Origin of the sequence: Streptomyces sp. TG1A-8 (assembly GCF_030499535.1) — a bacterium.
GTDB lineage: Bacteria > Actinomycetota > Actinomycetes > Streptomycetales > Streptomycetaceae > Streptomyces.
The window spans coordinates 1,707,264-1,730,718 of record NZ_JASTLB010000001.1; the positions used below are offsets into that span (position 1 = coordinate 1,707,264).

At 73.3% G+C, this 23,455-nt stretch carries 18 protein-coding genes and 1 pseudogene; 9 read left to right on the forward strand and 10 right to left on the reverse strand.

Annotation, left to right across the window (positions count from 1 at the left end; translation table 11 throughout):
- Positions 1-169: 169 nt before the first annotated feature.
- Positions 170-1,813, forward strand: coding sequence for an alpha/beta hydrolase (locus QQY24_RS07005; RefSeq protein WP_301971808.1), 1,644 nt, complete (start codon positions 170-172; stop codon positions 1,811-1,813).
- Here QQY24_RS07005 and hemQ read toward each other — a convergent pair.
- Both hemQ and hemG read right to left on the reverse strand, forming a co-directional pair.
- Positions 1,810-2,541, reverse strand: coding sequence for a hydrogen peroxide-dependent heme synthase (gene hemQ, locus QQY24_RS07010; RefSeq protein ID WP_301971809.1), 732 nt, complete (start codon positions 2,539-2,541; stop codon positions 1,810-1,812). The two genes, QQY24_RS07005 and hemQ, sit on opposite strands and share 4 nt — an antisense overlap.
- 5 nt (positions 2,542-2,546) lie before the next feature.
- Positions 2,547-4,001, reverse strand: coding sequence for a protoporphyrinogen oxidase (gene hemG / locus QQY24_RS07015; RefSeq protein ID WP_301971810.1), 1,455 nt, complete (start codon positions 3,999-4,001; stop codon positions 2,547-2,549).
- Between the two features lie 119 nt (positions 4,002-4,120).
- On the opposite strand from hemG, the gene QQY24_RS07020 reads away from it, so the two are divergent.
- Positions 4,121-5,518: an FAD-dependent oxidoreductase gene (locus QQY24_RS07020; RefSeq protein WP_301971811.1), complete on the forward strand. Its 1,398-nt coding sequence runs from the start codon at positions 4,121-4,123 to the stop codon at positions 5,516-5,518.
- A gap of 135 nt (positions 5,519-5,653) precedes the next feature.
- Here the strand turns inward: QQY24_RS07020 and QQY24_RS07025 are convergent.
- A pseudogene (locus QQY24_RS07025) lies at positions 5,654-5,866 on the reverse strand (hypothetical protein); the annotation flags it as partial.
- Between the two features lie 92 nt (positions 5,867-5,958).
- Here QQY24_RS07025 and QQY24_RS07030 point away from each other — a divergent pair.
- Positions 5,959-6,783, forward strand: coding sequence for a rhomboid family intramembrane serine protease (locus QQY24_RS07030; RefSeq protein ID WP_301971812.1), 825 nt, complete (start codon positions 5,959-5,961; stop codon positions 6,781-6,783).
- A 10-nt stretch (positions 6,784-6,793) separates the two neighbouring features.
- On the opposite strand, the gene hemE is transcribed toward QQY24_RS07030, so the two are convergent.
- Positions 6,794-7,861: a uroporphyrinogen decarboxylase gene (hemE, locus tag QQY24_RS07035; protein WP_301971813.1), complete on the reverse strand. Its 1,068-nt coding sequence runs from the start codon at positions 7,859-7,861 to the stop codon at positions 6,794-6,796.
- A gap of 114 nt (positions 7,862-7,975) precedes the next feature.
- Between hemE and QQY24_RS07040 the strand changes: the two genes are divergently transcribed.
- The 5 genes from QQY24_RS07040 (at position 7,976) to QQY24_RS07060 (ending at position 14,753) form a co-directional block, all read left to right on the forward strand.
- Complete coding sequence (locus tag QQY24_RS07040) at positions 7,976-8,650, forward strand: DUF3000 domain-containing protein (RefSeq protein ID WP_301971814.1); 675 nt, start codon at positions 7,976-7,978, stop codon at positions 8,648-8,650.
- A gap of 388 nt (positions 8,651-9,038) precedes the next feature.
- Positions 9,039-9,698, forward strand: a complete 660-nt coding sequence (locus QQY24_RS07045; RefSeq protein WP_301971815.1) for a response regulator transcription factor — start codon at positions 9,039-9,041, stop codon at positions 9,696-9,698.
- 134 nt (positions 9,699-9,832) lie between these two features.
- Positions 9,833-11,122, forward strand: coding sequence for a ribonuclease D (locus QQY24_RS07050; RefSeq protein ID WP_301971816.1), 1,290 nt, complete (start codon positions 9,833-9,835; stop codon positions 11,120-11,122).
- Between the two features lie 284 nt (positions 11,123-11,406).
- On the forward strand, positions 11,407-12,627 hold the full coding sequence (locus tag QQY24_RS07055; protein ID WP_301971817.1) for an acetyl-CoA C-acyltransferase: 1,221 nt from the start codon (positions 11,407-11,409) through the stop codon (positions 12,625-12,627).
- Positions 12,624-14,753: a 3-hydroxyacyl-CoA dehydrogenase NAD-binding domain-containing protein gene (locus QQY24_RS07060; protein WP_301971818.1), complete on the forward strand. Its 2,130-nt coding sequence runs from the start codon at positions 12,624-12,626 to the stop codon at positions 14,751-14,753. Before QQY24_RS07055 ends, QQY24_RS07060 begins: the two co-directional genes overlap by 4 nt.
- Positions 14,754-14,806: 53 nt before the next feature.
- On the opposite strand, the gene QQY24_RS07065 is transcribed toward QQY24_RS07060, so the two are convergent.
- Positions 14,807-15,823, reverse strand: a complete 1,017-nt coding sequence (locus QQY24_RS07065; RefSeq protein WP_301971819.1) for a hypothetical protein — start codon at positions 15,821-15,823, stop codon at positions 14,807-14,809.
- Positions 15,824-15,895: 72 nt separating this feature from the next.
- Here QQY24_RS07065 and QQY24_RS07070 point away from each other — a divergent pair, with 72 nt between their 5' ends.
- Positions 15,896-16,288, forward strand: a complete 393-nt coding sequence (locus tag QQY24_RS07070; RefSeq protein ID WP_301971820.1) for an NTP pyrophosphohydrolase — start codon at positions 15,896-15,898, stop codon at positions 16,286-16,288.
- A gap of 44 nt (positions 16,289-16,332) precedes the next feature.
- Here QQY24_RS07070 and QQY24_RS07075 read toward each other — a convergent pair whose 3' ends face one another.
- From QQY24_RS07075 to QQY24_RS07095, 5 genes are all read right to left on the reverse strand, one after another.
- A complete protein-coding gene (locus tag QQY24_RS07075) occupies positions 16,333-17,853 on the reverse strand; it encodes an amino acid permease (protein ID WP_301971821.1) in 1,521 nt (506 codons plus the stop codon).
- A gap of 141 nt (positions 17,854-17,994) precedes the next feature.
- Positions 17,995-19,923 (reverse strand): 1-deoxy-D-xylulose-5-phosphate synthase, encoded by a 1,929-nt coding sequence (gene dxs / locus QQY24_RS07080; RefSeq protein ID WP_301971822.1) that lies wholly within the window; start codon positions 19,921-19,923, stop codon positions 17,995-17,997.
- Positions 19,924-20,059: 136 nt separating this feature from the next.
- A complete protein-coding gene (locus tag QQY24_RS07085; RefSeq protein ID WP_301971823.1) occupies positions 20,060-21,352 on the reverse strand; it encodes a sugar ABC transporter permease in 1,293 nt (430 codons plus the stop codon).
- Positions 21,349-22,140 (reverse strand): ATP-binding cassette domain-containing protein, encoded by a 792-nt coding sequence (locus QQY24_RS07090; protein ID WP_301971824.1) that lies wholly within the window; start codon positions 22,138-22,140, stop codon positions 21,349-21,351. The genes QQY24_RS07085 and QQY24_RS07090 overlap by 4 nt, the downstream gene beginning before the upstream one ends.
- A 178-nt stretch (positions 22,141-22,318) precedes the next feature.
- On the reverse strand, positions 22,319-23,419 hold the full coding sequence (locus tag QQY24_RS07095) for a substrate-binding domain-containing protein (protein ID WP_301971825.1): 1,101 nt from the start codon (positions 23,417-23,419) through the stop codon (positions 22,319-22,321).
- Positions 23,420-23,455 lie beyond the last annotated feature (36 nt).

A 23,455-nucleotide genomic window follows, 5' to 3' on the forward strand; every position in this document is an offset into this window, starting at 1 on the left:
CGAGTAGTCCGGCGGGAACGGGGCGGGCTCCCGGGGCGCACGGGGAGCACGGGCGACGACACCGGCCGGCCGGTGCTTGCCTTCAGCGGCGGCCGGCCGAAACATCCCTTGTGCTGACGCCGGGCCGTGGCAGCCGTGCCATCGCCGCCGTGCTCCGAAGGGATACGCGATGAGAACCGCCGCCTTGTACACGGCCGCCGGTGCCTTGCTCCTGACCACCCTGGCCGCGGCCCCGGCGGGCGGCGCCACCCCGGGCGCGGGCCCGTCGGGCACGGCCGAGACGCGCGGGGTCGCGGTGGCCGCGGCCCGCGCCCGGGCGGCCGGCGTCGACTTCGGCAGGTGCTCCGCCGGGCAGGACGCGCCCGGCGGCATGCAGTGCGGCACGGTGCGCGTGCCGCTCGACTACGCCCGTCCGGACGGCGAGCGGATCGAACTGACCGTCAGCCGGGTGCGGGCCACGCACAGGGACCCGCACAACGGCAGGCGGAGGGTGCCCCGGCAGGGTGCCCTGGTCCACAACCCCGGCGGCCCCGGCGCCTCCAGCACGTACTTCCCCCTGATCGGCGTGTTCCCCGAGTGGAGGCGGATCGCCGCCGCCTACGACCTCGTCGGCTACGCCCCGCGCGGAGTGGCGCCTTCGGCGCCGCTGTCCTGCGTGGACCCCGGGCACTTCTTCGAGGGGCCCACCCAGGCGCCGGCGCACCCCTCGGAGGCGTACAAGCGGCAGCGCGTCGCGCAGGCCAAGGCGTACGCGCGCGGCTGCGCCCGGCGCTCCGGCGCCGGGCTGCGCTTCTACACCTCCCTCAACAACGCCCGCGACCTGGACGTGCTGCGGGCGGCGCTGGGCGAGGACCGGCTGACCTTCATGGGAGTCTCGTACGGCACCTACATCGGCGCGCTGTACGCGACCCTGTTCCCCTCGCACGTGCGGCGGATGGTGCTGGACGCGGCGGTGGACCCGGACCCGGCGCGCGTGTGGTACCGCGACAACCTCGACCAGTCGGCCGCGTTCGAGGGTCGCTGGGCGGACTTCCGCGCCTGGGTCGCCCGGCACCACGACGTGTACCGGCTGGGCCGCACGGCGGCGCGGGTGCAGCGCTCCTACGACACCGCGGGCGAGCGGCTGGCGGCGCGGGCGGCGGGCGGCCGGGTCGGCCCCGGGCAACTGCACAACGCGTTCCTCACGACCGGCTACTACGACGACTACTGGCCGAGCCGGGCCGCCGCCCTGTCGGCCTACCTGCGGGGCGACGCCGGACCGCTGGTCCGGCTGGCCGCGCCGGACCCGGGGACGGCCACCGGGGCGGAGAACGGCAGCGCCGTCTACACGGCCGTCGAGTGCAACGACGCGCCCTGGCCGGCCCAGTGGCGGGTGTGGGACCGCGACAACACGCGGCTCGCGCGCGTGGCGCCCTTCGAGACCTGGGACAACGTCTGGACGAACCTGCCGTGCGCCTACTGGCCGGCGCCCCGGCAGCAGCCGCTGGACGTGCGCACCGGGCCCGGCCGGACGCCGCCGGTGCTGATCCTGGCCGCCGAGCGGGACGCCGCCACGCCGTACGCGGGGGCGCTGGAGATGAACCGGCGGCTGGCCGGCTCGGCCCTGGTGACCGAGCGGGGCGCGGGCTCGCACGGCATCGGCGGCGGCCCGAACCCGTGCGTCAACGCGCACCTGGAGGCCTACCTGCTGGCAGGCCGCGTGCCGGGGCGGCGCGCCACCTGCGCACCGCACCCGGAACCGGAGCCGCAGGCCCCGTCCGGCCGCGCGGCCGGGGGCACCCCGCCCGTCCCCCGGACGGGCGGGGGCGCCTAGGCGAGCCCGGCGACCAGCTCGGCGATGTCCTTGCGGCGCCCGGTGAAGAAGGGCACCTCCTCGCGGACGTGCCTGCGGGCCTCGGAGCCGCGCAGGTGGCGCATGAGGTCGACGATGCGGTATAGCTCGTCGGCCTCGAAGGCGAGGATCCACTCGTAGTCGCCGAGGGAGAACGAGGCGACCGTGTTGGCTCGCACGTCCGGGTAGCCGCGGGCCATCTTGCCGTGGTCGGCGAGCATGCGGCGGCGGTCCTCGTCGGGCAGCAGGTACCAGTCGTAGGAGCGCACGAACGGGTAGACGCTCACGTAGTTGCGGGGCGTCTCGTCGGCGAGGAACGCCGGGATGTGCGAGCGGTTGAACTCGGCGGGGCGGTGCAGCGCCATGTTCGACCAGACCGGCTCCAGGGCGCGGCCCAGCTTCGTGCGGCGGAAGAGGTTGTACGCCTCCTGGAGCTGGTCGCTGGTCTCGGCGTGCCACCAGATCATGAGGTCGGCGTCGGCGCGCAGGCCGGAGACGTCGTAGGTGCCGCGGACCGTCACGTCCTTGGCGGCGAGCTGGTCGAACAGCTCCTGGACCTCGTCGGCGTGACCCGCGCGGTCCGCCGGCAGCACGTCCTTCAGCCTGAAGACCGACCACAGGGTGTAGCGGATGACCTCGTTGAGGTCCTTGGCCAGCTTGCCCTTGTTCGGGACCCTGCCGGACTCGGTGGTGGGGGCGTCGTCACTCATGGGCCCTATTCTCCCGCCCCGCCGTGCGGGCCCTGCACCGGGTTCGCCGTCGGCTCCGCGACCGCGCGGAGGTCGCCCGCGAGCTGGTCCACGGCGGCGTACGCGCTCGCGACGCACGCCGGGATGCCCACCCCGTCGTACTGCGCGCCGCACACCGCGAGGCCCGGCAGCGCGGCGACGTGCCCGCGGACGCGGGCCACGCGCGCGTGGTGGCCCACCGGGTACTGGGGCAGCCCGTCGGTCCAGCGGGTGACGCGGGTCTCCAGCGGGACGGCGTCCAGGCCGGTGGCCTCGCGCAGGTCGTGCCGCGAGACCTCGGCCAGCTCGGCGTCCTCGCGCTGGAGCACCTCCGTCTCGCCGTGGCGCCCCACGGAGGTGCGCACCACGACCACCCCGGGGTCCTCGTCGGCGATCCAGCCCCACTTCTGCGAGGCGAAGGTCGAGGCCTTGATGGTGTGCCCGTCGACGGGCGGCACGAGGAAGCCGCTGCCCTCCGGCAGGGCCAGGTCGGCGCGGCGGTAGGCGAGGGTGACCAGGGCCATGGAGGCGTACTCGACGGCGGCCAGCTCGGCGGCGGCCCCCGGGGACTCGGCGCGCAGCAGGGCGGCGGCGGCCGGGGCGGGTACGGCGAGGACGACCGCGTCGGCGTGCAGCGTCCGCTCCCCCGCGGTGACCCGCCAGCCGCCAAAGGCCTCCCGCCGCAGCCCGGTGACCGGCGTGCCGGTCAGGATCTCGCCGCCGCGGGCCCGCACCGACGCGGCGACCGCGAGCGGCAGCCGGCCCACGCCGCCCTCGATGCCCATGAAGACCGGGCCGGTCCGCCGGCCGGCCGCGGCCCCGGCCTGGACGTCGCGGACGGCCGCCGTCAGGGAGTCGTGGTCGCGGACCGCCCGGAAGAGCTGCGGGACGGCCGAGCGCATCGAGATGCGGTAGGCGTCGCCCGCGTACACCCCGCCCAGCAGCGGCTCCACCAGGCGGTCGACGACCTCGCGGCCGAGCCGCGCCGCCACGTACTCGCCCACGGCCACGTCGTCGCCGACCTCCGTGCGCGGCAGCTCGGCGTCGCGCTCGATGCGGGCCAGCCCCTCGTCGGACAGGACGCCGGCCAGGGCGGCGGCGGTGCCGGGGACGCCCATGACGTGGCCCTTGGGCATGGGGCGCAGGGCACCGCGGGTCCAGATCGAGGCGGTCGCGGTGGCCGGCGGCCGGAGCAGGCCGGCCAGACCCACCTCGCGTGCGAGGTCGACGGCCTCGGGACGGCGGGCGAGCATCGACTCGGCGCCCAGGTCGACCCGGACGCCCGCGATCTCGCCGGGCAGCAGCTTGCCGCCGACCCGGCCGGAGGCCTCCAGGACGGTCACGCGCGCGCCGCGCCCCAGCAGCCGGTGGGCGGCGGCCAGTCCGGCGACACCGGCTCCGGCGACGACGACGTGTCCCGTGCTCCTACCCGTTGCGCTCATGGCCCCACTCTCTCAAACGCCCCGGACGCCCCCGCGCCGGCCCGGGGCGGGCGCGCCCCGCGCCGCGCTCCCGCCGGCAGCCGGCCGCACGGGGCGCGCCCGCCCCGTAGCGTGTTCGCATGAGCATGAGCGGTGGGCGGGGCGGGACGGAACGGCTGGTCGTGATCGGCGGTGACGCCGCAGGCATGTCGGCGGCGTCGCGGGCGCGCCGGACGCGGAAGCCGGACGAGCTGGAGATCGTGGCGTTCGAACGCGGGGGCTTCACCTCCTACTCGGCGTGCGGCATCCCGTACTGGGTGGGCGGCGCCGTCGCCGAGCGGGACCGGCTGATCGCCCGCACCCCCGAGGAGCACCGCGCACGCGGGATCGACCTGCGGCTGCGCACCGAGGTCACCGGGATCGACGTGGCCGGGCAGCGGGTGCGCGCGCGTGACCTCGACTCCGGCGCGGAGTCCTGGACCTCCTACGACAAGCTCGTCATCGCCACCGGCGCCCGTCCGATCCGCCCCGACATGCCGGGCGCGGACGCCCCCGGTGTGCACGGCGTGCAGACGCTGGGCGACGGGCAGGCCCTCCTGGACACCCTCACGCGCACCCGCGGCCGGCGGGCCGTGGTGGTGGGGGCGGGTTACATCGGCGTCGAGATGGCCGAGGCGCTCATCGACCGCGGTTTCGAGGTGACGGTCGTCAACCGTGGCGAGGAGCCCATGGCGACCCTCGACCCGGACATGGGCCGCCTGGTGCACCGGGCCATGGAGGGCCTGGGGATCACCATGGTCAACGGCTCGGAGGTCACCGGGCTGCTCACGGGCGCCGACGGCCGGGTCCGCGCGGTGGCCACGCGCGACGCCGAGCACCCCGCGGACGTCGTGGTGATGGGCATCGGCGTCCGTCCCGAGACCGCCCTCGCCCGGTCGGCGGGCCTCCCCCTGGGCGCCCACGGCGGGCTGCTCACCGACCTCGCGATGCGCGTGCGCGGCCACGCGAACATCTGGGCGGGCGGCGACTGCGTCGAGGTGCTGAACCTGGTCTCCGGCCAGCACCAGTACGTTCCGCTGGGCACGCACGCCAACAAGCACGGGCAGGTCATCGGCACCAACGCGGGCGGCGGTTACGCCACCTTCCCGGGCGTCGTCGGCACGGCGGTCAGCAAGGTCTGCGACCTGGAGATCGCCCGCACCGGCCTGCGCGAGAAGGACGCCCGCCGCGCCGGCCTCCAGTACGAGAGCGTCACCGTCGAGTCGACCAGCCGCGCCGGCTACTACCCCGGTGCCTCGCCCATGACGGTCAAGATGCTCGCCGAACGCCGCACGGGCCGCCTGCTCGGCGTCCAGATCGTCGGCAGGGAGGGCGCGGGCAAGCGCGTGGACGTCGCGGCGGTGGCCCTGACCGCGCGGATGACGGTGGAACAGATGACGTCCCTGGACCTGGGGTACGCCCCGCCCTTCTCGCCGGTCTGGGACCCGGTCCTGGCCGCGGCGAGGAAGGCGACGGCGAAGGTCCGCACGGGCGCCTAGAGGGCCCGTCGTCCGGGCCGGGCCGGACCCCGCGGGCCCCGCCCGGTCCGGACGAGGGGCCTCAGGCCGATCCGCTGATCCGCGGCAGGGAGGCCACGGAGGCGCCGGAGGGGACGGCGGCGGGCTGCTCCGCGGCGGCCGCCCGGCGTGCGCCGCGCCGGGGCGCACCGACCGCGGCCGGTGGCCCCCGGCCTCGTCCAGCGTCACCGGCCGTCCCGCCTGCGCCGCCGGCCGCCCCGCCTCCTGGCCGAGCCGCGCGGCGTCCTCCCAGGGCGGCCGCACCACCAGGGAGATCTCCGCCTCGCCGTCGGGCAGGGCCTGCACCGCAGGGGGCACCCGTTCGCTCATCGTCCGGTCCTCACGTCGGCTGCGGGGACATACGCGCGCCTCCCCGGCCGCGTTCACCGATTCGCACGTCCGATCGGGGGCACTACTCCCATGTGGTCATCCCCGTCCATGACGTGAATCCGGTGCGGCGCACCCCCGTGGTGACGTACGCCCTCATCGCCGCCTGCGTCCTCGTCTTCCTCGTCACGCCCGGCACCGCCGGTTCCGCGGCCGGGGGCGGCGGCCTGGCCCAGCTGTGCCACCTCCAGGCCTTCGTGGACCACTACGCGGCGGTCCCGCGGGAGCTGATCCACCATCGGATGCCGGGAGTCGTCCCGACCGGGGAGGTGGGCGTGGGCCCCCAGGGCCCGGGCTGCGTGGTGGGTCCGCCGTCCTACGACAAGTCCCCGGTCCTGTCGGTGCTCACGGCGATGTTCCTGCACGGCGGCTGGCTCCACCTGCTGGGCAACATGCTCTTCCTGCTGGTCTTCGGCAACAACGTCGAGGACCGGATGGGCCACGTCCGCTTCCTGCTCTTCTACGTCGTCTGCGGCTACGCGGCCGGCTACGGCTTCGCCCTGTTCAACGCCGACTCGGGCGAGCCGCTGATCGGCGCGTCCGGGGCGATCGCCGGGGTGCTCGGCGCCTACCTGGTGCTGTATCCGCGGGCCAGGGTCTGGGTGCTGGTCCCGTTCCTGGTCTTCCTGCCGCTCAGGCTGCCGGCCTGGCTGGTGCTGGGCCTCTGGTTCGTGCTCCAGGCGGTCTACTCCTCCGGGCACGGCGTCTCGGGCGGCGCGACGGTGGCGTACGCCGCCCACGTGGTCGGCTTCGTGGCGGGCATGCTGCTCGCCTGGCCGCTCAAGCCGGGCACCCCGCCCCCGCCGGAGCCGCAGGGCCTGCTGTTCGGCAGGCGCGCCCGGCCCCGGCAGGTGTGGTGAGCGGGTCCGCTCAGCGGGCGGTGCGCGTGTGCACGTACTCCACGAGCCGGGTCAGCGCGTCCGGGTCGGTGTTCGGCGGGACGCCGTGGCCGAGGTTGAAGACGTGGCCCTCCAGGCCCGCGGCCGCGTCCAGCACCTCGCCGGCCCGGGCCTCGACGGTCTCCCTGCCGGTGAACAGGACCGTCGGGTCGAGGTTGCCCTGGAGCGCCTTGCCGGGCCCGACGCGGCGCTGGGCCTCGTCCAGCGGGACGCGCCAGTCGACGCCGACGACGTCCGCGCCGGCCTCGCCCATGAGCGGCAGCAGTTCGCCGGTGCCGACCCCGAAGTGGATGCGCGGGACGCCGTAGTCCGCGACGGCCCGGAAGACCTTCGACGAGGCGGGCATGACCGAGCGGCGGTAGTCGGCCGGGGACAGCGCGCCGGCCCAGGAGTCGAAGAGCTGGACGGCCGAGGCGCCCGCCTCGATCTGCACCTTCAGGAAGGCGGCCGTGATGTCGGCGAGGCGGTCCAGCAGGTCGGCCCACAGGGCGGGGTCGCCGTACATCATCGCCTTGGCGTTCTCGTACGTGCGGGAGGGGCCGCCCTCGACCAGGTAGCTCGCCAGGGTGAAGGGCGCGCCCGCGAAGCCGATCAGCGGGGTGCCGCCCAGCTCGCGGATGAGCAGGCCGATCGCCTCGGTGACGTAGGAGACGTCCTCGGGGGTGAGGTCGCGCAGCCGGGCGAGGTCGGCGCGGGTGCGGACGGGCTGCTCGACCACGGGGCCGACGCCGGGTTTGATGTCGAGGTCCAGGCCGATGGCCTTGAGCGGGACGACGATGTCGCTGAAGTAGATCGCCGCGTCCACGCCGTGCCGGCGCACCGGCTGCAGCGTGATCTCGGTGACCAGTTCGGGCCGCATGCAGGACTCGAGCATCGGGACGCCCTCGCGCACCTTGCGGTACTCGGGCAGGGAACGGCCGGCCTGGCGCATGAACCACACGGGGGTGTGCGGCACGGGCTCGCGCCTGCACGCCTTGAGGAAGGCGCTGTCGTACGTCGCTGTCTGCTGCTGGCCCGTGGGGGTCGCGTTGGCACTCACGGGGGCAAGTCTCGCACGGTGCGCGGTGCCCGCCTTCCGCCCCGGCCGGGCCCAACCGCCGGGCGCGGGGTGTCTAGACCGGCACCGGGCGCCGCTTCCCCTTACCCTTCCCGCATGGCTGCGGCTCACGGACGAATGTCGGACAGCGCTGACGGAGCGGGCGACGCGAAGGACGGCGGGGAGGCGGACGCGCACGCGGGCAGTGCGCCGCCGGCCTTCCGGGCCGCGGTGGAAGCCCTGTGCGGCGCCCGGCTGCGGCCGCAGGTCGAGGTGGAGCCGACGCCCGCCCCGCAGCGCCTCGCCCCGTTCGCGTACGCGCTGGAGGCCGTGGTGGCCGACGGCGGGCAGGACCTCGCCGACGGGCGGCTGGTGCTGCTGCACAACCCGGCCGGGCACGACGCCTGGCGGGGCACGTTCCGGCTGGTGACACTGGTGCGCGCGGAGCTGGAGCCGGAGATGGCGGCCGATCCGCTGCTGCCGGAGGTGTGCTGGTCGTGGCTGACCGGGGCGCTGCAGTCGCGCGGGCTGACGTACGGCGAACCGAGCGGCACGGTCACGCGCGCCGGCTCGCACTACTTCGGCGGGCTGTCCGAGCGCCCTCCGGCCTCGCAGATCGAGATCCGCGCCTCCTGGACGCCGCGCGAGGGGCTGGGCGGCGTGCCGGACACCGCCGCTCACCTCGCCTCCTGGTGCGATCTGCTGGCCCAGGTCGGCGGACTGCCGCCGGCCGGTCCGGGTGACGCCTCGGTGGTGACCCTGCCGCAGCGCAGGGACCCGCAGTCCCGCTGAGCCCCCGCCCCGCCGCACCCCGGACCGGGCCGCCGGGCCGGTCCGGCGGGCCCGCGCGGCCCCCGTGGCGCCCGGGCCCGCCGCGGCCCGCGCACCCCCGTGATCCCGTGACCGTCACCGGTCGTCCCCGTCCACCTCCCACGGGTGGCGTATTGACCATCTCTTTGTCGATACGGCCACTTTCCGCACTCAAGTCGCACCGGCCCGAACCGACTTGATCTTCGGATGATCGATCGCGTGTCCGAATTGTACGGATTGTTTCTCACCAGATCGTGATCGTTCTCTAAAGGCGGACGGGTTTGCTGCCGAAGACGACTGTGACCTTGAAAGCACGGTTCGTCCCGGCTTCATCCCCAAAGCCGGCCCCGTCCCCCACCCAGGAGGCCTGGTGTCCGTTCTCCTCGAGCAGCCCGCAAGCCTGGTCGCCTACCGCCCGAACAAGCCGACCGCCATGGTGGTCGTGGCCGACCCGCGCGTCCGCTCCACCGTCACCCGCCACCTGTGGGCGCTCGGTGTGCGCGACGTCATCGAGGCCTCGTCCGTCGCGGAGGCTCGTCCCCGCATCGGCAACCCCCGCGACATCTGCGTCGCCGACGTCCACCTGCCCGACGGCTCCGGCCTGACCCTGTTGTCCGAAACCCGCGCCGCCGGCTGGCCCAACGGGCTGGCCCTGTCCGCCGCCGACGACATCGGCGCCGTCCGCAACGCCCTCGCCGGAGGCGTCAAGGGCTACGTCGTCACCGGCACCCGCACGAACCTCGGGCTCCCCGCCCGGCCGGGCGCCGGCCCCCTCGGTGCCGCCGCCCGCATGCACCGCCGCCCCCCGGGTGCCCCGAGCCACCCGGGCGGCTACCGCGAACTGTCCGGACGCGAGGTCGAGGTGTTGCGGCTGGTCGCGGAAGGACAGTCGAACAAGGCGATCGGCGTCTCGATGGGCCTGTCCGCGCTGACCGTGAAGAGCCACCTGGCCCGCATCGCCCGCAAACTCGGCACGGGCGACCGGGCCGGCATGGTGGCGGTGGCCCTGCGCACGGGGATCATCCACTGATCCACCCGGACGCACCGGCGATTCACTCTTGCGAACCGGACATTTCACTTACCTGACTGGTTTACGACCCCCTGGCGCCCGTCGGCGGAACGTTCCGTCGACGGGCGCCGTCGCCGCACGGATACCCTTGACAGGTGACCGACGCCCAAGAGACCGCAGCAGACAGTCCCGTGCGCACCGCCGGAGGCACGCCTCCCGACGACGCCGGAGCCGCTGCGGCGAAGGCGCCGACCCCGCTGCTCGAACCCCGCGAGGGCATCCCGCCGGTGATCGCCGACGCCGCCGCCCTCGCCGGGGTGACCGCCGCCTTCGCCGCCGGCTCCGGCCCCGTGGCCGTCGACGCCGAGCGGGCCTCCGGCTACCGCTACGGCCAGCGCGCCTACCTGGTCCAGCTGCGCCGCGAGGGCGCCGGCACCGCACTGATCGACCCGGTGGCCTGCCCGGACCTGTCCGGCCTCGGCGAGGCCCTGTCCGGCGCCGAGTGGGTGCTGCACGCCGCCACCCAGGACCTGCCCTGCCTGCGGGAGATAGGCATGGTGCCCACGCGGCTCTTCGACACCGAGCTGGCCGGCCGGCTCGCCGGGTTCCCCCGGGTCGGCCTCGGCGCCATGGTCGAGGGCGTCCTCGGCTTCGTCCTGGAGAAGGGCCACAGCGCCGTCGACTGGTCCACCCGCCCGCTGCCCGAGCCGTGGCTGCGCTACGCGGCGCTGGACGTGGAACTCCTCGTCGACCTGCGGGACGCCCTGGAGAAGGAGTTGGAGCGGCAGGGCAAGCTGGAGTGGGCCCGGCAGGAGTTCGACGCGATCGCCGCCGCACCGCCCGCCGAGCCGAGGAAGGACCCCTGGCGCCGCACGTCCGGGATGCACAAGGTGCGGCGGCGCAGGCAGCTCGCCGTCGTGCGGGAGCTGTGGCAGACCCGGGACCGGATCGCCCAGCGCAGGGACGTCTCGCCGGGCAAGGTGCTGTCCGACGCGGCGATCGTGGAGGCCGCGCTCGCCCTGCCCCCCGACGTGCACGCGCTGGCCGCGCTCAACGGGTTCGGGCACCGGGTGGGCCGGCGGCAGCTGGAGCAGTGGCAGGCGGCGGTGGACCGGGCCAGGGCCCTGCCCGAGACGGCCCTGCCGCAGCCCGGGCAGCAGGTGGCCGGACCGCCGCCGCCCCGGGCCTGGGCCGACAAGGACCCCGCCGCGGCGGCCCGGCTGTCCGCGGCCCGGGCCGGGGTCTCGGCGCTGGCCGAGCGGCTCGCCATGCCCCAGGAGAACCTGGTGTCCCCGGACACCGTGCGGCGCATCTGCTGGGAGCCGCCCCAGGCCGTCGGCGCCGAGTCCGTCGGGGCCGCGCTCACCGGGTACGGCGCCCGGCCGTGGCAGGTGGAGCTGGTCACGCCCGTGCTGGTCGCGGCGCTGTCCGGCACGGCCGCGTAACCGCCGTCACGACCGGCCACCGGCGCCGGTCGCGGGACGGTGCGCGTGGTCCGCGGGCCCGCGGCGGACGGACCGGGGCGTCGAGATCACGCCAAGATCCGGGCGGGGCGGGCGGAGTCCCCGCGCTCCCCGTGCCGCCGGGCGGCCGGCGGACCCGCCGGTGTGACCTTCGCCGCTCGGACCGTCAGGACTGGGCAGCTACGTTACTCATAAGTAGCATGGTTCCTGAGCGCGCGCTCAGCGCAACGCAGCAGTGCCACCCCGCACCCTGGAGGAGAGCCATCGTGCCTCGTACCGTCAGGGACGTCGTCTTCGTAGACGGCGTCCGCACCCCGTTCGGCAAGGCGGGCCCGAAGGGCATCTACCACGAGACCCGTGCCGACGACCTCGTCGTGAAGGCGATCCGGGAGCTGCTGCGCCGCAACCCCGGTCTGGACCCGAAGCGGATCGACGAGGTCGCCATCGCCGCGACCACCCAGATCGGCGACCAGGGCCTGACCCTCGGCCGCACCGCCGGCATCCTCGCGGGCCTGCCGCAGTCCGTCCCCGGCTACTCGATCGACCGCATGTGCGCCGGCGCGCTGACCGCCGTGACGACCACCGCCGGTTCGATCGCCTTCGGCGCCTACGACGCCGTCATCGCCGGCGGCGTGGAGCACATGGGCCGCCACCCCATGGGCGAGGGCGTGGACCCCAACCCGCGCTTCGTCTCCGAGAAGCTGGTCGACGAGTCCGCCCTGTTCATGGGCATGACGGCGGAGAACCTGCACGATCGCTACCCGTCGATCACCAAGCTGCGCGCCGACGAGTACGCGGTCCGCTCGCAGGAGAAGGCCGCCAAGGCGTACGCCAACGGCAGGATCCAGGCCGACCTGGTGCCGATCTCGGTGCGCCGGACCAGCCCCGAGGGCGGCGAGACCGGCTGGGGTCTGGTCACCGCCGACGAGCCGATGCGCCCGGGCACGACCCTGGAGAACCTGGCGGGCCTCAAGACGCCGTTCCGCGTCCACGGCCGGGTCACCGCCGGCAACGCGGCCGGCCTGAACGACGGCGCCACCGCGTCGGTCATCGCGAGCGAGGACTTCGCCCGCGAGAACGGCCTGCCGGTCAAGATGCGCCTCGTCTCCTACGCCTTCGCGGGCGTCGAGCCCGAGGTCATGGGCTACGGCCCGATCCCGGCGACCGAGAAGGCCCTCGCCAAGGCGGGCCTGTCGATCTCCGACATCGGCCTGTTCGAGATCAACGAGGCCTTCGCCGTCCAGGTCCTGGCCTTCCTGGAGCACTACGGCATCGCGGACGACGACGAGCGCGTCAACCAGTACGGCGGCGCGATCGCCTTCGGCCACCCGCTGGCCTCCTCCGGCGTGCGTCTGATGACGCAGCTGGCCCGCCAGTTCGAGGAGCAGCCGCACGTCCGCTACGGCGTGACCACCATGTGCGTCGGCTTCGGCATGGGCGCGACGGTCATCTGGGAGAACCCGCACTTCGACGGAGGCGACAAGTGAGCACCACCGCTGAACTCCTGAAGGGCGCGGCCGAGCTGTTCCCGGACGAGGTCGTCACGCAGGCGCACGTACGCCACTTCGACCTGCCGCTCGGCGCCGGGCGGTTCGCGCTCATCACGCTGGACAACGGCCTGGACCACACCAAGCCGACCACCTTCGGCCCGGCCTCGCTGGCGAACCTGGACGCGGCGGTCGACCAGGTCGAGAAGGAGGCCGCGGACGGCGCGATCGCCGGCGTCGGCATCACCGGCAAGCCGTTCATCTTCGCGGTCGGCGCCGACCTCAAGGGCGTCGAGCTGCTGAAGGACCGCGACGACGCGCTGGCCATCGGCAGGGGCGGCCACGAGGTCTTCAAGCGGCTGTCGAAGCTGGCCGTGCCGACCTTCGCCTACTACAACGGCGCGGCGATGGGCGGCGGCGTCGAGGTCGGCCTGCACTGCTCGTACCGGACCGTCTCCAAGGCGATCCCGGCGTTCTCCCTGCCCGAGGTCTTCCTGGGCCTGGTCCCGGGCTGGGGCGGCTGCACGCTGCTGCCGAACCTGATCGGCGCCGACAAGGCCGTCCAGGTGGTCATCGAGAACGCCCTGAACCAGAACCGGCAGCTGAAGGGGCAGCAGGTCTTCGACCTGGGCATCGCCGACGCCCTGTTCGAGGGCGCCGACTTCCTGGAGCAGTCGCTGATCTGGACCGCCCAGGTACTCAAGGGCGACATCGAGGTCGAGCGTCCGGTGATCGACCGCGGCGAGGCCTGGGACCAGGCCGTCGCCAAGGGCCGCTTCGTCGCGGACTCCAAGGTGCACGGCGCGGCCCCGGCCGCCTACCGCGCCCTCGACATCATCGCCGCCGCCAGGAACGGCGACCTGCAGCAGGGCTACGACGCCGAGGACCAGGCGCTCGCCGACCTCATCATGGGCGGTGAACTGCGCGCCGGCATCTACGCGTTCAACCTGGTGCAGAAGCGCGGCAAGCGTCCCGCGGGCGCCCCGGACAAGAACCTGGCGCGTCCGGTGACCAAGGTCGGCGTGGTGGGCGCGGGCCTGATGGCCTCGCAGCTCGCGCTGCTGTTCCTGCGCCGCCTGGAGGTGCCCGTCGTACTGACGGACATCGACCAGGAGCGCGTCGACAAGGGCGTGGGCTACGTCCACGCCGAGATCGACAAGCTGCTCGGCAAGGGCCGGATCAACCAGGACAAGGCCAACCGCCTCAAGGCGCTGGTCACCGGCGTCCTGGACAAGGCCGAGGGCTTCTCCGACGCCGACTTCGTCATCGAAGCGGTCTTCGAGGAGATCGGTGTCAAGCAGCAGGTGTTCGCGGAGGTCGAGGCGGTCGCCCCGGCGCACGCGATCCTCGCCACGAACACCTCGTCCCTGTCGGTGACCGAGATGGCCTCCGGGCTGCGGCACCCCGAGCGGGTCGTCGGCTTCCACTTCTTCAACCCGGTCGCCGTGCTGCCCCTGCTGGAGATCGTCCGCGGTGAGCGGACGGACGACGCCTCGCTCGCGACCGCGTTCGCGGTGGCCAAGAAGCTGAAGAAGACCGCGGTCCTGGTCAAGGACGCCCCGGCGTTCGTCGTGAACCGCATCCTGACCCGCTTCATGGGCGAGATCCAGAACGTCATCGACGAGGGCACCCCGGTCAAGGTCGCGGAGACGGCGGTGGAGCCGCTGGGCCTGCCGATGTCCCCGCTGGTGCTGCTGGAGCTGGTCGGCCCGGCCATCGGCCTGCACGTCTCGGAGACCCTCCACCGGGCCTTCCCGGACCGCTTCGCCGTCTCCCCGAACCTGAAGGCGGTCGTCGAGGCCGGCAAGCGCGGCTTCTACGTGTACGACAGCGGCAGGCCCGAACTGGACCCGGAGGTCGCCGCGCTGCTCAAGCAGGGCGACACGGTCCTGACGGAGGAGCAGGTGCGCGCCCGCGTCCTGGACGCGGTGGCGCAGGAGATCGGCCTGATGCTCGACGAGGGCGTCGTCGCCGAGGCGCAGGACATCGACCTGTGCCTCATCACCGGTGCCGGCTGGCCCTTCCACCTGGGCGGCATCACGCCGTACCTGGACCGCGAGGGCGTCTCGGAGCGGGTGAACGGCAAGCCGTTCCTGGCCCCGGGCGTGGCGAGCGTCCCGGCGTGACCCGGTAGCGCGTGCCGGGAGGGCCCCCGCTCCGGCGGGGGCCCTCCGCGCGTTCAGACCTCCCGCCACGCCTCCAGCGCGAGCCCCGGCTCGTCCTTGCGCCGGGTCAGCAGGAGCCGCCCGGCCGACGGGGACGACGTCGCCGCCACCACCCGGCCGTCCTCGTCGGTCGCGAGCGACACCAGCGCGTCCGGCGGCAGCCGGGGACCCGACTCCGTCCACCACGCGCCCGCGGACTCCCGCTCCGTGGGGTACGCGGCGAAGGCCACCCGGCCGCTCGCCGCACGCTGGGCCAGCAGGGTGCAGTCGTGGCCGTCGAGGTCGCAGCGGACCGCCGAGACCGGTCCGGGGCCCGCCGCGGGCAGCAGGCCGACCGGCTCGGCGCCGGGGCGCCATGCGCACAGGGCACCCGCGTCGTCGGTGTAGAAGAGGGTCGTGCGCTCCGGGGAGGTGGCCAGGGCGTACAGGCTGCCGGGGCGGACCGGGGTCTCCACCGCCTCCTGCAGGACCGGCCGGCCGCCCGGCTCCTCCTGGCACCAGTGCAGGAGGGCACCGGGGACGGCCGCGTACAGCTCGACCCGGCCGGACTCCCCCGTCAGCGCCGCCAGCCCGTCGTGGACCCCGCCGCCCTTGAGGTCCTGCCAGGCCTGCCAGCCGCCCTTCTCCTTCTGGGCCAGCAGGCTCACGCCGCCGCCCGCGTTGCGCACGAAGACGTGGGCGCGGCCCTGCGCGTCGACGGCGACGGCGGGGGTGCCGGTGCGCCCGCCCTTCTTGTCCGGGTGCCCGACCGGGGTCCAGTCCAGGGCGGCGAGGTGCGCGCGGAAGTGGGTGGAGTGCACCAGGCCCGACTCGCCCTTGACCGTGGGCCGCCAGGAGACGAGGTGGGCGTAGCCGTCGGCGCCCTGGCCGACGGCGAGCACGGGGTGCAGCCTCTGGTCGCCGCCCACCCTGCGCGGGGCGGACCAGGGGCCGCCGGGACCGCGCTCCGCACGGCACAGGACGGCGTCGCCCGAGAGCTGGTGGACACTGAGCCGGCCGTCGCGGCCGCGAAGGAGCCAGTCGCCGTTCACCGGTTTACTGTAAGCCGCCCCGGGAGGCGTCCGGGGGTCCGCCCCGCCCGGGCGCCGTGGGACCCTTGGCCCATGGAGGACTCGCTCGGAACCCGCGGCCCGGACGGCCCGCTGCTCGTGATCGTGGACGGCGCGAACGTCGTCGGTTCCCGGCCCGACGGCTGGTGGCGGGACCGCCGGGGCGCCGCCGAGCGGCTGCGGGACCGGCTGGCCCGCCAGGGGCTGCCCGGCCGTCCGGCTGCGGTGGAGATCGTGCTGGTCGTCGAGGGCGCGGCCCGCGGGGTGGAGTCCGTGCCGGGGGTACGGGTGGAGGCGGCGCCCGGCAGCGGGGACGACCGGATCGTGGAACTGGCCGCCGAACAGCCGGGCCGACCCCGGCTGGTGGTCACGGCCGATCGGGAACTGCGGCGCAGGGTGGGTGAGTTGGGCGCGGGGGTGACCGGGCCGCGCGCGGTCCTCGGCTGAGCCGGCCTCCCGGCCGCCGGCAACGCGCGGGGGCCGGCGGGGGGCTACGGCGTCCTTCCGGACGGGGACTTCGGGGCCCCGCCCGCCGCGGGGTCCGGGCGCCGGGCCAGGCGGCTGTGCGTGCGGCCGTAGGCGAAGTACACCACGAAGCCGAGCAGCATCCAGCCGGCGAACCGCAGCCAGGTCTCGGCGGGCAGGTTGAGCATCAGCCACAGCGAGGCGCACACCGACACGATCGGCAGGACGGGGACCAGCGGGGTGCGGAAGGCGCGGGGCAGGTCGGGGCGCGCCCGGCGCAGGAGGATCACGCTGACGGCGACGACGACGAACGCGAACAGCGTGCCGATGTTGACCAGTTCGGCCAGCTCGCTCAGGCTGGTGAAGCCCGCGACGACCGCGATGACCACACCCAGCAGGATGGTCGGCCGGTGCGGGGTCCCGAAGCGCGGGTGGACCCGGGAGAAGAAGCGCGGCAGCAGCCCGTCGCGGCTCATCGCGAAGAACACCCGGGTCTGGCCGAGCAGCAGGATCATGCACACGGTGGTCAGGCCGACGGCGGCGCCGAAGCTGATCACGCCCGCGAACCAGGGGTGCCCGATGGACTTGAACGCGTCGGCGAGCGGGGCCTGCACCGACAGCTTGCTGTACTTCTGCATCCCGGTGACGACGGTGGAGACCGCGACGTACAGCACGGTGCAGATCAGCAGCGAGCCGAGGATGCCGCGCGGCATGTCCCGCTGCGGGTTGCGGGTCTCCTCGGCGGCGGTGGCGACGATGTCGAAGCCGATGAACGCGAAGAACACCACCGAGGCGGCGGTGAAGACGCCCATCACGCCGAAGTTGGACGGCGCCCAGCCGAACATCAGCTGGATCAGCGGCGCCTTGAGGTTGCCGGCCGCCTCGACCGACTGGGCCCCGGGGACGAACGGCCGGTAGTTGTCGCCCTTGACGAAGAAGGCGCCGGCGATGATCACGATGAGGACGACGGCCACCTTGACGGCGACGACGAGCGAGGTGATCCGGGCGGACAGCTTCATGCCGACGACGAGGACGGCGGTGAGCACCAGGATCAGGGCGGCGGCGAGGACGTCGAAGCCGAAGCCGTGGGCGCCGTCGCGGCCGGCCAGGTAGCCCGGCAGGTGCCAGCCGGCGTTGTCCAGCAGGGAGCGGATGTAGCCGGACCAGCCGACCGCCACCACCGCCGTGCCCAGCGCGAACTCCAGGACCAGGTCCCAGCCGATGATCCAGGCGGGCAGTTCGCCCAGGGAGGCGTAGGAGAAGGTGTAGGCGGAGCCCGCCACGGGGACCGTGGAGGCGAACTCGGCGTAGCAGAGGGCGGCCAGCGCGCAGACCACGCCGGCCACCACGAACGCCAGGGACACCGCCGGGCCGGCGTTGTTCTTGGCCACCTGTCCGGTGAGGACGAAGATGCCGGTGCCGATGATGACACCGACGCCGAAGACGGTCAGGTCCAGTGCGGACAGGGACTTCCTGAGCGAGTGCTCGGGCTCCTCGGTGTCCCGGATGGACTGCTCGACGTTCTTCGTCCTGAAGAGCGTGCTCACGTGCCTACCTCCCACGCTTGCCGGCCTCGACATGATCGAGAGGACCGGGACCGCGTATGCCCCGGCACAGGCAGGTTCACGCAAACGGGCCGGTTCCGCCACCGCTGGGCGGGGCGGGACCGGCCCGGGAGGGCGCTTCGGTCAGTCGCGCGCGGGCTCCACGGAGTCCACCGCGGTGCCCGTTCGGTCGAACCGGCCGTCGAGCTTGGAGACCAGCCCCGTGACCTGGCGGGCGATGTCCGGGGCGGTCAGCCCGATCTCGGCCATGACCTCGGCGCGGGAGGCGTGGTCGAGGAAGCGCGGCGGGATGCCGAAGTCGCGCAGCGGCACGTCGACGCCGGCGTCGCGCAGGGCCTGGGCGATCGTGGAGCCGACACCGCCGACGCGGCTGTTGTCCTCGACGGTGACGACGACCCGGTGCCGCTCGGCCAGCGGGGCCATGGCCTCGTCGACGGGCTTGACCCAGCGGGGGTCGACCACGGTGGTGGAGATGCCCTGCCGGTCGAGGAGGGCGGCGACCTCCAGGCACATCGGCGCGAGGGCGCCCACGGAGACGAGCAGGACGTCCGGCCGGTCGGTGCCCGGCTCGCGCAGCACGTCCATGCCGCCGACGCGGCCCACGGCCGGCACGGCGGGCCCGACGGCGCCCTTGGAGAAGCGCACCACGGTGGGCGCGTCCTCGACGGCGACGGCCTCGCGCAACTGGGCGCGGACCTGGTCGGCGTCGCGCGGGGCGGCCAGCCTCAGGCCGGGGACGACCTGCAGGATCGACATGTCCCACATGCCGTTGTGGGAGGCGCCGTCGGTGCCGGTGATGCCGGCCCGGTCCAGGACGAAGGTCACCCCGCACTTGTGCAGGGCCACGTCCATGAGGACCTGGTCGAAGGCGCGGTTGAGGAAGGTGGCGTACACGGCGAAGACCGGGTGGACGCCGGCGTGCGCCAGGCCGGCGGCCGACACGGCGCCGTGCTGTTCGGCGATGCCGACGTCGTACACCCGCTCGGGGAACCGCTTGGCGAACTTGTCGAGGCCCACCGGCTGCAGCATGGCCGCGGTGATGGCGACGACGTCCTCGCGCTCCTCGCCGAGCCTGACCATCTCCTCGCCGAACACGGAGGTCCAGTCGGCGCCCGAGGAGGCGATCGGCAGGCCGGTGTCCGGGTGGATCCTGCCGACGGCGTGGAAGCGGTCGGCCTCGTCCTGGAGGGCGGGCTGGTAGCCGCGGCCCTTCTCGGTCAGGCAGTGCACGATCACCGGCCCGCCGAACCGCTTGGCCCGCGCCAGCGCGGACTCCAGGGCCTCGATGTCGTGGCCGTCGATCGGGCCGACGTACTTCAGGCCGAGGTCCTCGAACATGCCCTGCGGGGCGATGAAGTCCTTCAGGCCCTTCTTGGCGCCGTGGAGGGTGTCGTACAGCGGCCTGCCGACGACCGGGGTGCGCTCCAGCACCTCCCTGGTCCGGGCCAGGAAGCGCTCGTAGCCGTCGGTGGTGCGCAGGGTCGCCAGGTGGTTGGCGAGGCCGCCGATGGTCGGCGCGTACGACCGCTCGTTGTCGTTGACGACGATGACCAGGGGGCGGTCCTTGGCGTCCGCGATGTTGTTCAGCGCCTCCCAGGCCATGCCGCCGGTCAGCGCGCCGTCACCGATGACGGCGACGACGCGGCTGTCCCGCTTCATGAGCTGGTTGGCCTTGGCGATGCCGTCGGCCCAGCCCAGCACGGTGGAGGCGTGGCTGTTCTCGATGACGTCGTGCTCGGACTCGGCCTGCGAGGGGTAGCCGGACAGGCCGCCCTTCATCTTCAGCCGGGAGAAGTCCTGCCGGCCGGTGAGGAGTTTGTGCACGTAGGACTGGTGGCCGGTGTCCCACAGCACCTTGTCCCTGGGTGACTGGAAGACGCGGTGCAGGGCGATGGTCAGTTCCACCACACCGAGGTTGGGGCCGAGGTGGCCGCCGGTCTTGGCGACGGCGTCGACGAGGAAGGTCCGGATCTCCCCTGCCAGCTGGTCCAGCTGCTCCAGGCTGAGCCGGTCCAGATCGCGCGGTCCCCTGATGCGGGTCAGCAGCGGCACCCGTGCCTCCTTGCAGTAGAACTGTTCGAGCTGTTGCCGGGCCCGTCGAGTCTAATGTTCCGCCACGACGGGACACGACAGCGCCCGGCACCTTTAGCGGTGCCGGGCGCTGTGCGTCGTCCGGGGTGACGGGTCGCTACGCGCGTCCCGCCGTCTTCTGGGTCTTGCGGGTCACCGCGTCGATGACGACGGTCGCCAGCAGGACGCCACCGGTGATCATGTACTGGACCGGTGAGGCGATGCCCTCCAGGGCGAGGCCGTACTGGATCGAGACGATCACGAGCACGCCGAGCAGCGCGTTCCAGGTGCGGCCGCGGCCGCCGAAGAGGGACGTGCCGCCGATCACGGCCGCCGCGATGGCGTTCATCAGCAGGTCACCGCCGCCCGCGCCCTGGTTGGCGGAGGCGATCTTGGAGGCGATGAACAGGCCGCCGACGGCCGCGAACGTGCCGGAGATCGCGAAGACCGAGATCCGGACCATCTCCACGTTGATGCCGGCGCGGCGGGAGGCCTCGACGCTGCCGCCGAGCGCGAACACCTTGCGGCCGTAGGCGGTGCGGCGCAGCACGAAGTCGGTCACGAACAGGACCGCGACGAAGATCACCACGGCCAGCGGCAGGCCCTTGTACTGGTTGAAGACGATCGCCGCGGCGAACGAGACGACGGCCAGCAGCACGGTGCGCAGGATGGTGTCGCTCAGCGGCTTCGACGGCACACCGGCGGTCTCGCGGCGCTTGTTGTCGTAGAAGGAGCTGAGGAAGTACAGCACGGTCACCACCGCGGCCAGACCGTAGGCGGCGGCCACGTCGGAGAAGTAGTAGCTGGTCAGCTTGGCGACCAGGCCGTCGCTGTCCAGGTTGATCGTGCCGTTGTCGCCCAGGATCTTGAGCATGAGGCCGTTCCAGAACAGCAGGCCGGCCAGGGTGACGGCGAACGCCGGCACACCGATCTTCGCGAAGAAGAAGCCGTGGATGGCCCCGGCCACCGCGCCGGTGAGGATGGCCAGCACGAAGGCCAGCACCTCGTTCATGCCGTGGGTGACGTTCAGCACCGCGAAGGTGGCGCCCGCGACTCCGGAGACCGAGCCGACCGACAGGTCGATCTCGCCCAGCAGCAGCACGAAGACGATGCCGACGGCGATCATGCCCGTGCCGACCATGGCGACGGAGATGTCGGAGAGGTTGCCCGCGGTGAGGAAGTTGGAGTTCAGGCTCTGGAAGATGACCCAGATGACCACCAGACCGACGACGACCGGGAGGGAGCCCAGGTCACCGGCCTTCATCTTGCGCTTGAACTCGGTGACGTAGCCCGCGAAGCCCTGTTCGCGCACCAGCAGCCGGGGGTCGACGACGGTGGCCGCGCCGGCCGCCGCCTCGGGGTTCTCCACGACGTGGTCCCCGGGGGGCGTGGAGGTCTTGTCGATGCTCACTTCTTGATCTCCCCATTGGTGCGCGCCGCACGACGGGTCACGGCGTTGTCCGTGGCGCCGGTGATGGCGGAGATGATCTCTTCCTGCGAGGTCGACTTGACCTCGAAGACGCCGTTGTTGCGACCCAGGCGAAGGACGGCCACCTTGTCGGCGACGGCCTTGACGTCGGCCATGTTGTGGCTGATGAGGATCACGGCGTGACCGCGCTCCCGCAGCCGCTCGACCAGGTCGAGCACCTGGGCGGTCTGCTCGACGCCGAGGGCCGCGGTGGGCTCGTCGAGGATCACCAGCCTGGGCTCGCCCAGCATGGACCGGGCGATGGCCACGACCTGGCGCTGACCGCCAGAGAGCGAGGCGATCGGGATGCGGACGCTCGGAATGCGGATCGAGAGCTGGTCCAGGAGTTCGCGCGAGCGCCGCTCCATCTCCACCTCGTCCAGCACGCCGCGCCGGCGGATCTCACGGCCCAGGTACAGGTTGCCGACGACGTCGATGTTGTCGCACAGCGCGAGGTCCTGGTAGACCGTCGCGATGCCCAGGTTCTGGGCGTCGTGCGGCTTGCTGACCTGGACGGCCTTGCCTTCCCACTCGATGACGCCCTCATCGATGGGGTGCACGCCGGCGATCGTCTTGACCAGCGTGGACTTTCCGGCGCCGTTGTCGCCCACCAGGGCGACCACCTCACCGGCGTGGACCTCAAGCTCTACGTCGGTGAGCGCCTGGACGGCACCGAACCGCTTGGAGACCCCGCGCAACGCCAGCACGGGCGTAGCGGACACGTGAACCATCTCCTTCGCCGCCTGACCCGGCGGGAGGTTGTGCAGAAAGGGGGATGTTCCGTCCGGCGCCCCGCAACGAGCTTGCGGGGCTGTCTGATGCGCGGGACGCCGGCGGAGCTTTGGTGCGCCCGGTCCGGCCGGGGGATTCAGTGGCGAATCCGCCCCGGCGGGCGGGCGCGGTCGTCGCCTACTTGAGGCCGATCTTGGCGCAGGCGGCCTTGTACTGCGCGGTGCAGATGTCGGCGACAGTGTAGACGCCGTCCTTGATGACCGTGTCCTTGATGTTGTCCTTGGTCAGCGAGGTGACGGGGACCAGGACGGACGGGACGCCCTTGGTGGTGGGGCTGTCGACCTTGTCCTTGGCGACGGAGTCGAGCGCCTTGCCCTGGGCCAGGTCGACGGCCATCTCGGCGGCCGCGGCGGCCTCGGGGGCGTACGGCTTGTAGACGCTCATGAACTGCTGACCGGCGACGATGCGCTGCACGCCCGCGAGTTCCGCGTCCTGGCCGGTGACCGGCACGGAGATGCCGGCGGCCTTCAGGGCGGTGATGATACCGCCGGCCATGCCGTCGTTGGCGGAGTAGACGCCGACGATGTTCTTCTTGCCGAGCGCGGAGATGGCACCCTCCATGTTGGAGTTGGCGTTCTCCGGCTTCCACTCCTTGGTGTCGTACTCCTTGCCGATGTTCACCTTGCCGTCGAGCACCTCGTGGGCGCCCTGCTTGAACTGCGCGGCGTTGGGGTCGGTGGAGGAGCCGTTCATCATGACGATCTTGCCGGACTTGGCCTTGGAGCCGAGCGCCTTCAGCAGCGCCTCGCCCTGGGTCTTGCCGACGGTCACGTTGTCGAACGAGGTGTAGGCGTCGATCGGGCCCTGCGCCAGGCGGTCGTAGGCGACGACCGGGATGCCGGCGTCCTTCGCCTTCTGGACCGAGCTCCTGATGGCGGCCGCGTCCACGGCGTCGACGATCAGCACGTCCACCTTGTTGGTGATCATGGTCTCGACCTGCTGGTTCTGCAGGCTGGCGTCCTGCTTGGCGTTGGCGTAGACGACCTTGCCCTTGTTGTTCGTCAGCTCCGCGACCTTCTTCTCGATCAGCGGGCGGTCGAACTTCTCGTAACGGGCGGTCTGGTTCTCCGGCAGGAGCAGACCCACCTTGATGTCGTCACCCTTCTTCGCACTGCCGGACTCCTTGGCGGAGCCCCCACTGGACTCCTTGGCGGAGCCGCAGGCGGCGAGCGAGACGGCCATGGCACCAGCAGCAACGGCGAAAGCCGCACGACGCATACGCGTGTTCACTTCAGAAACCTCCCTGACGAGGCC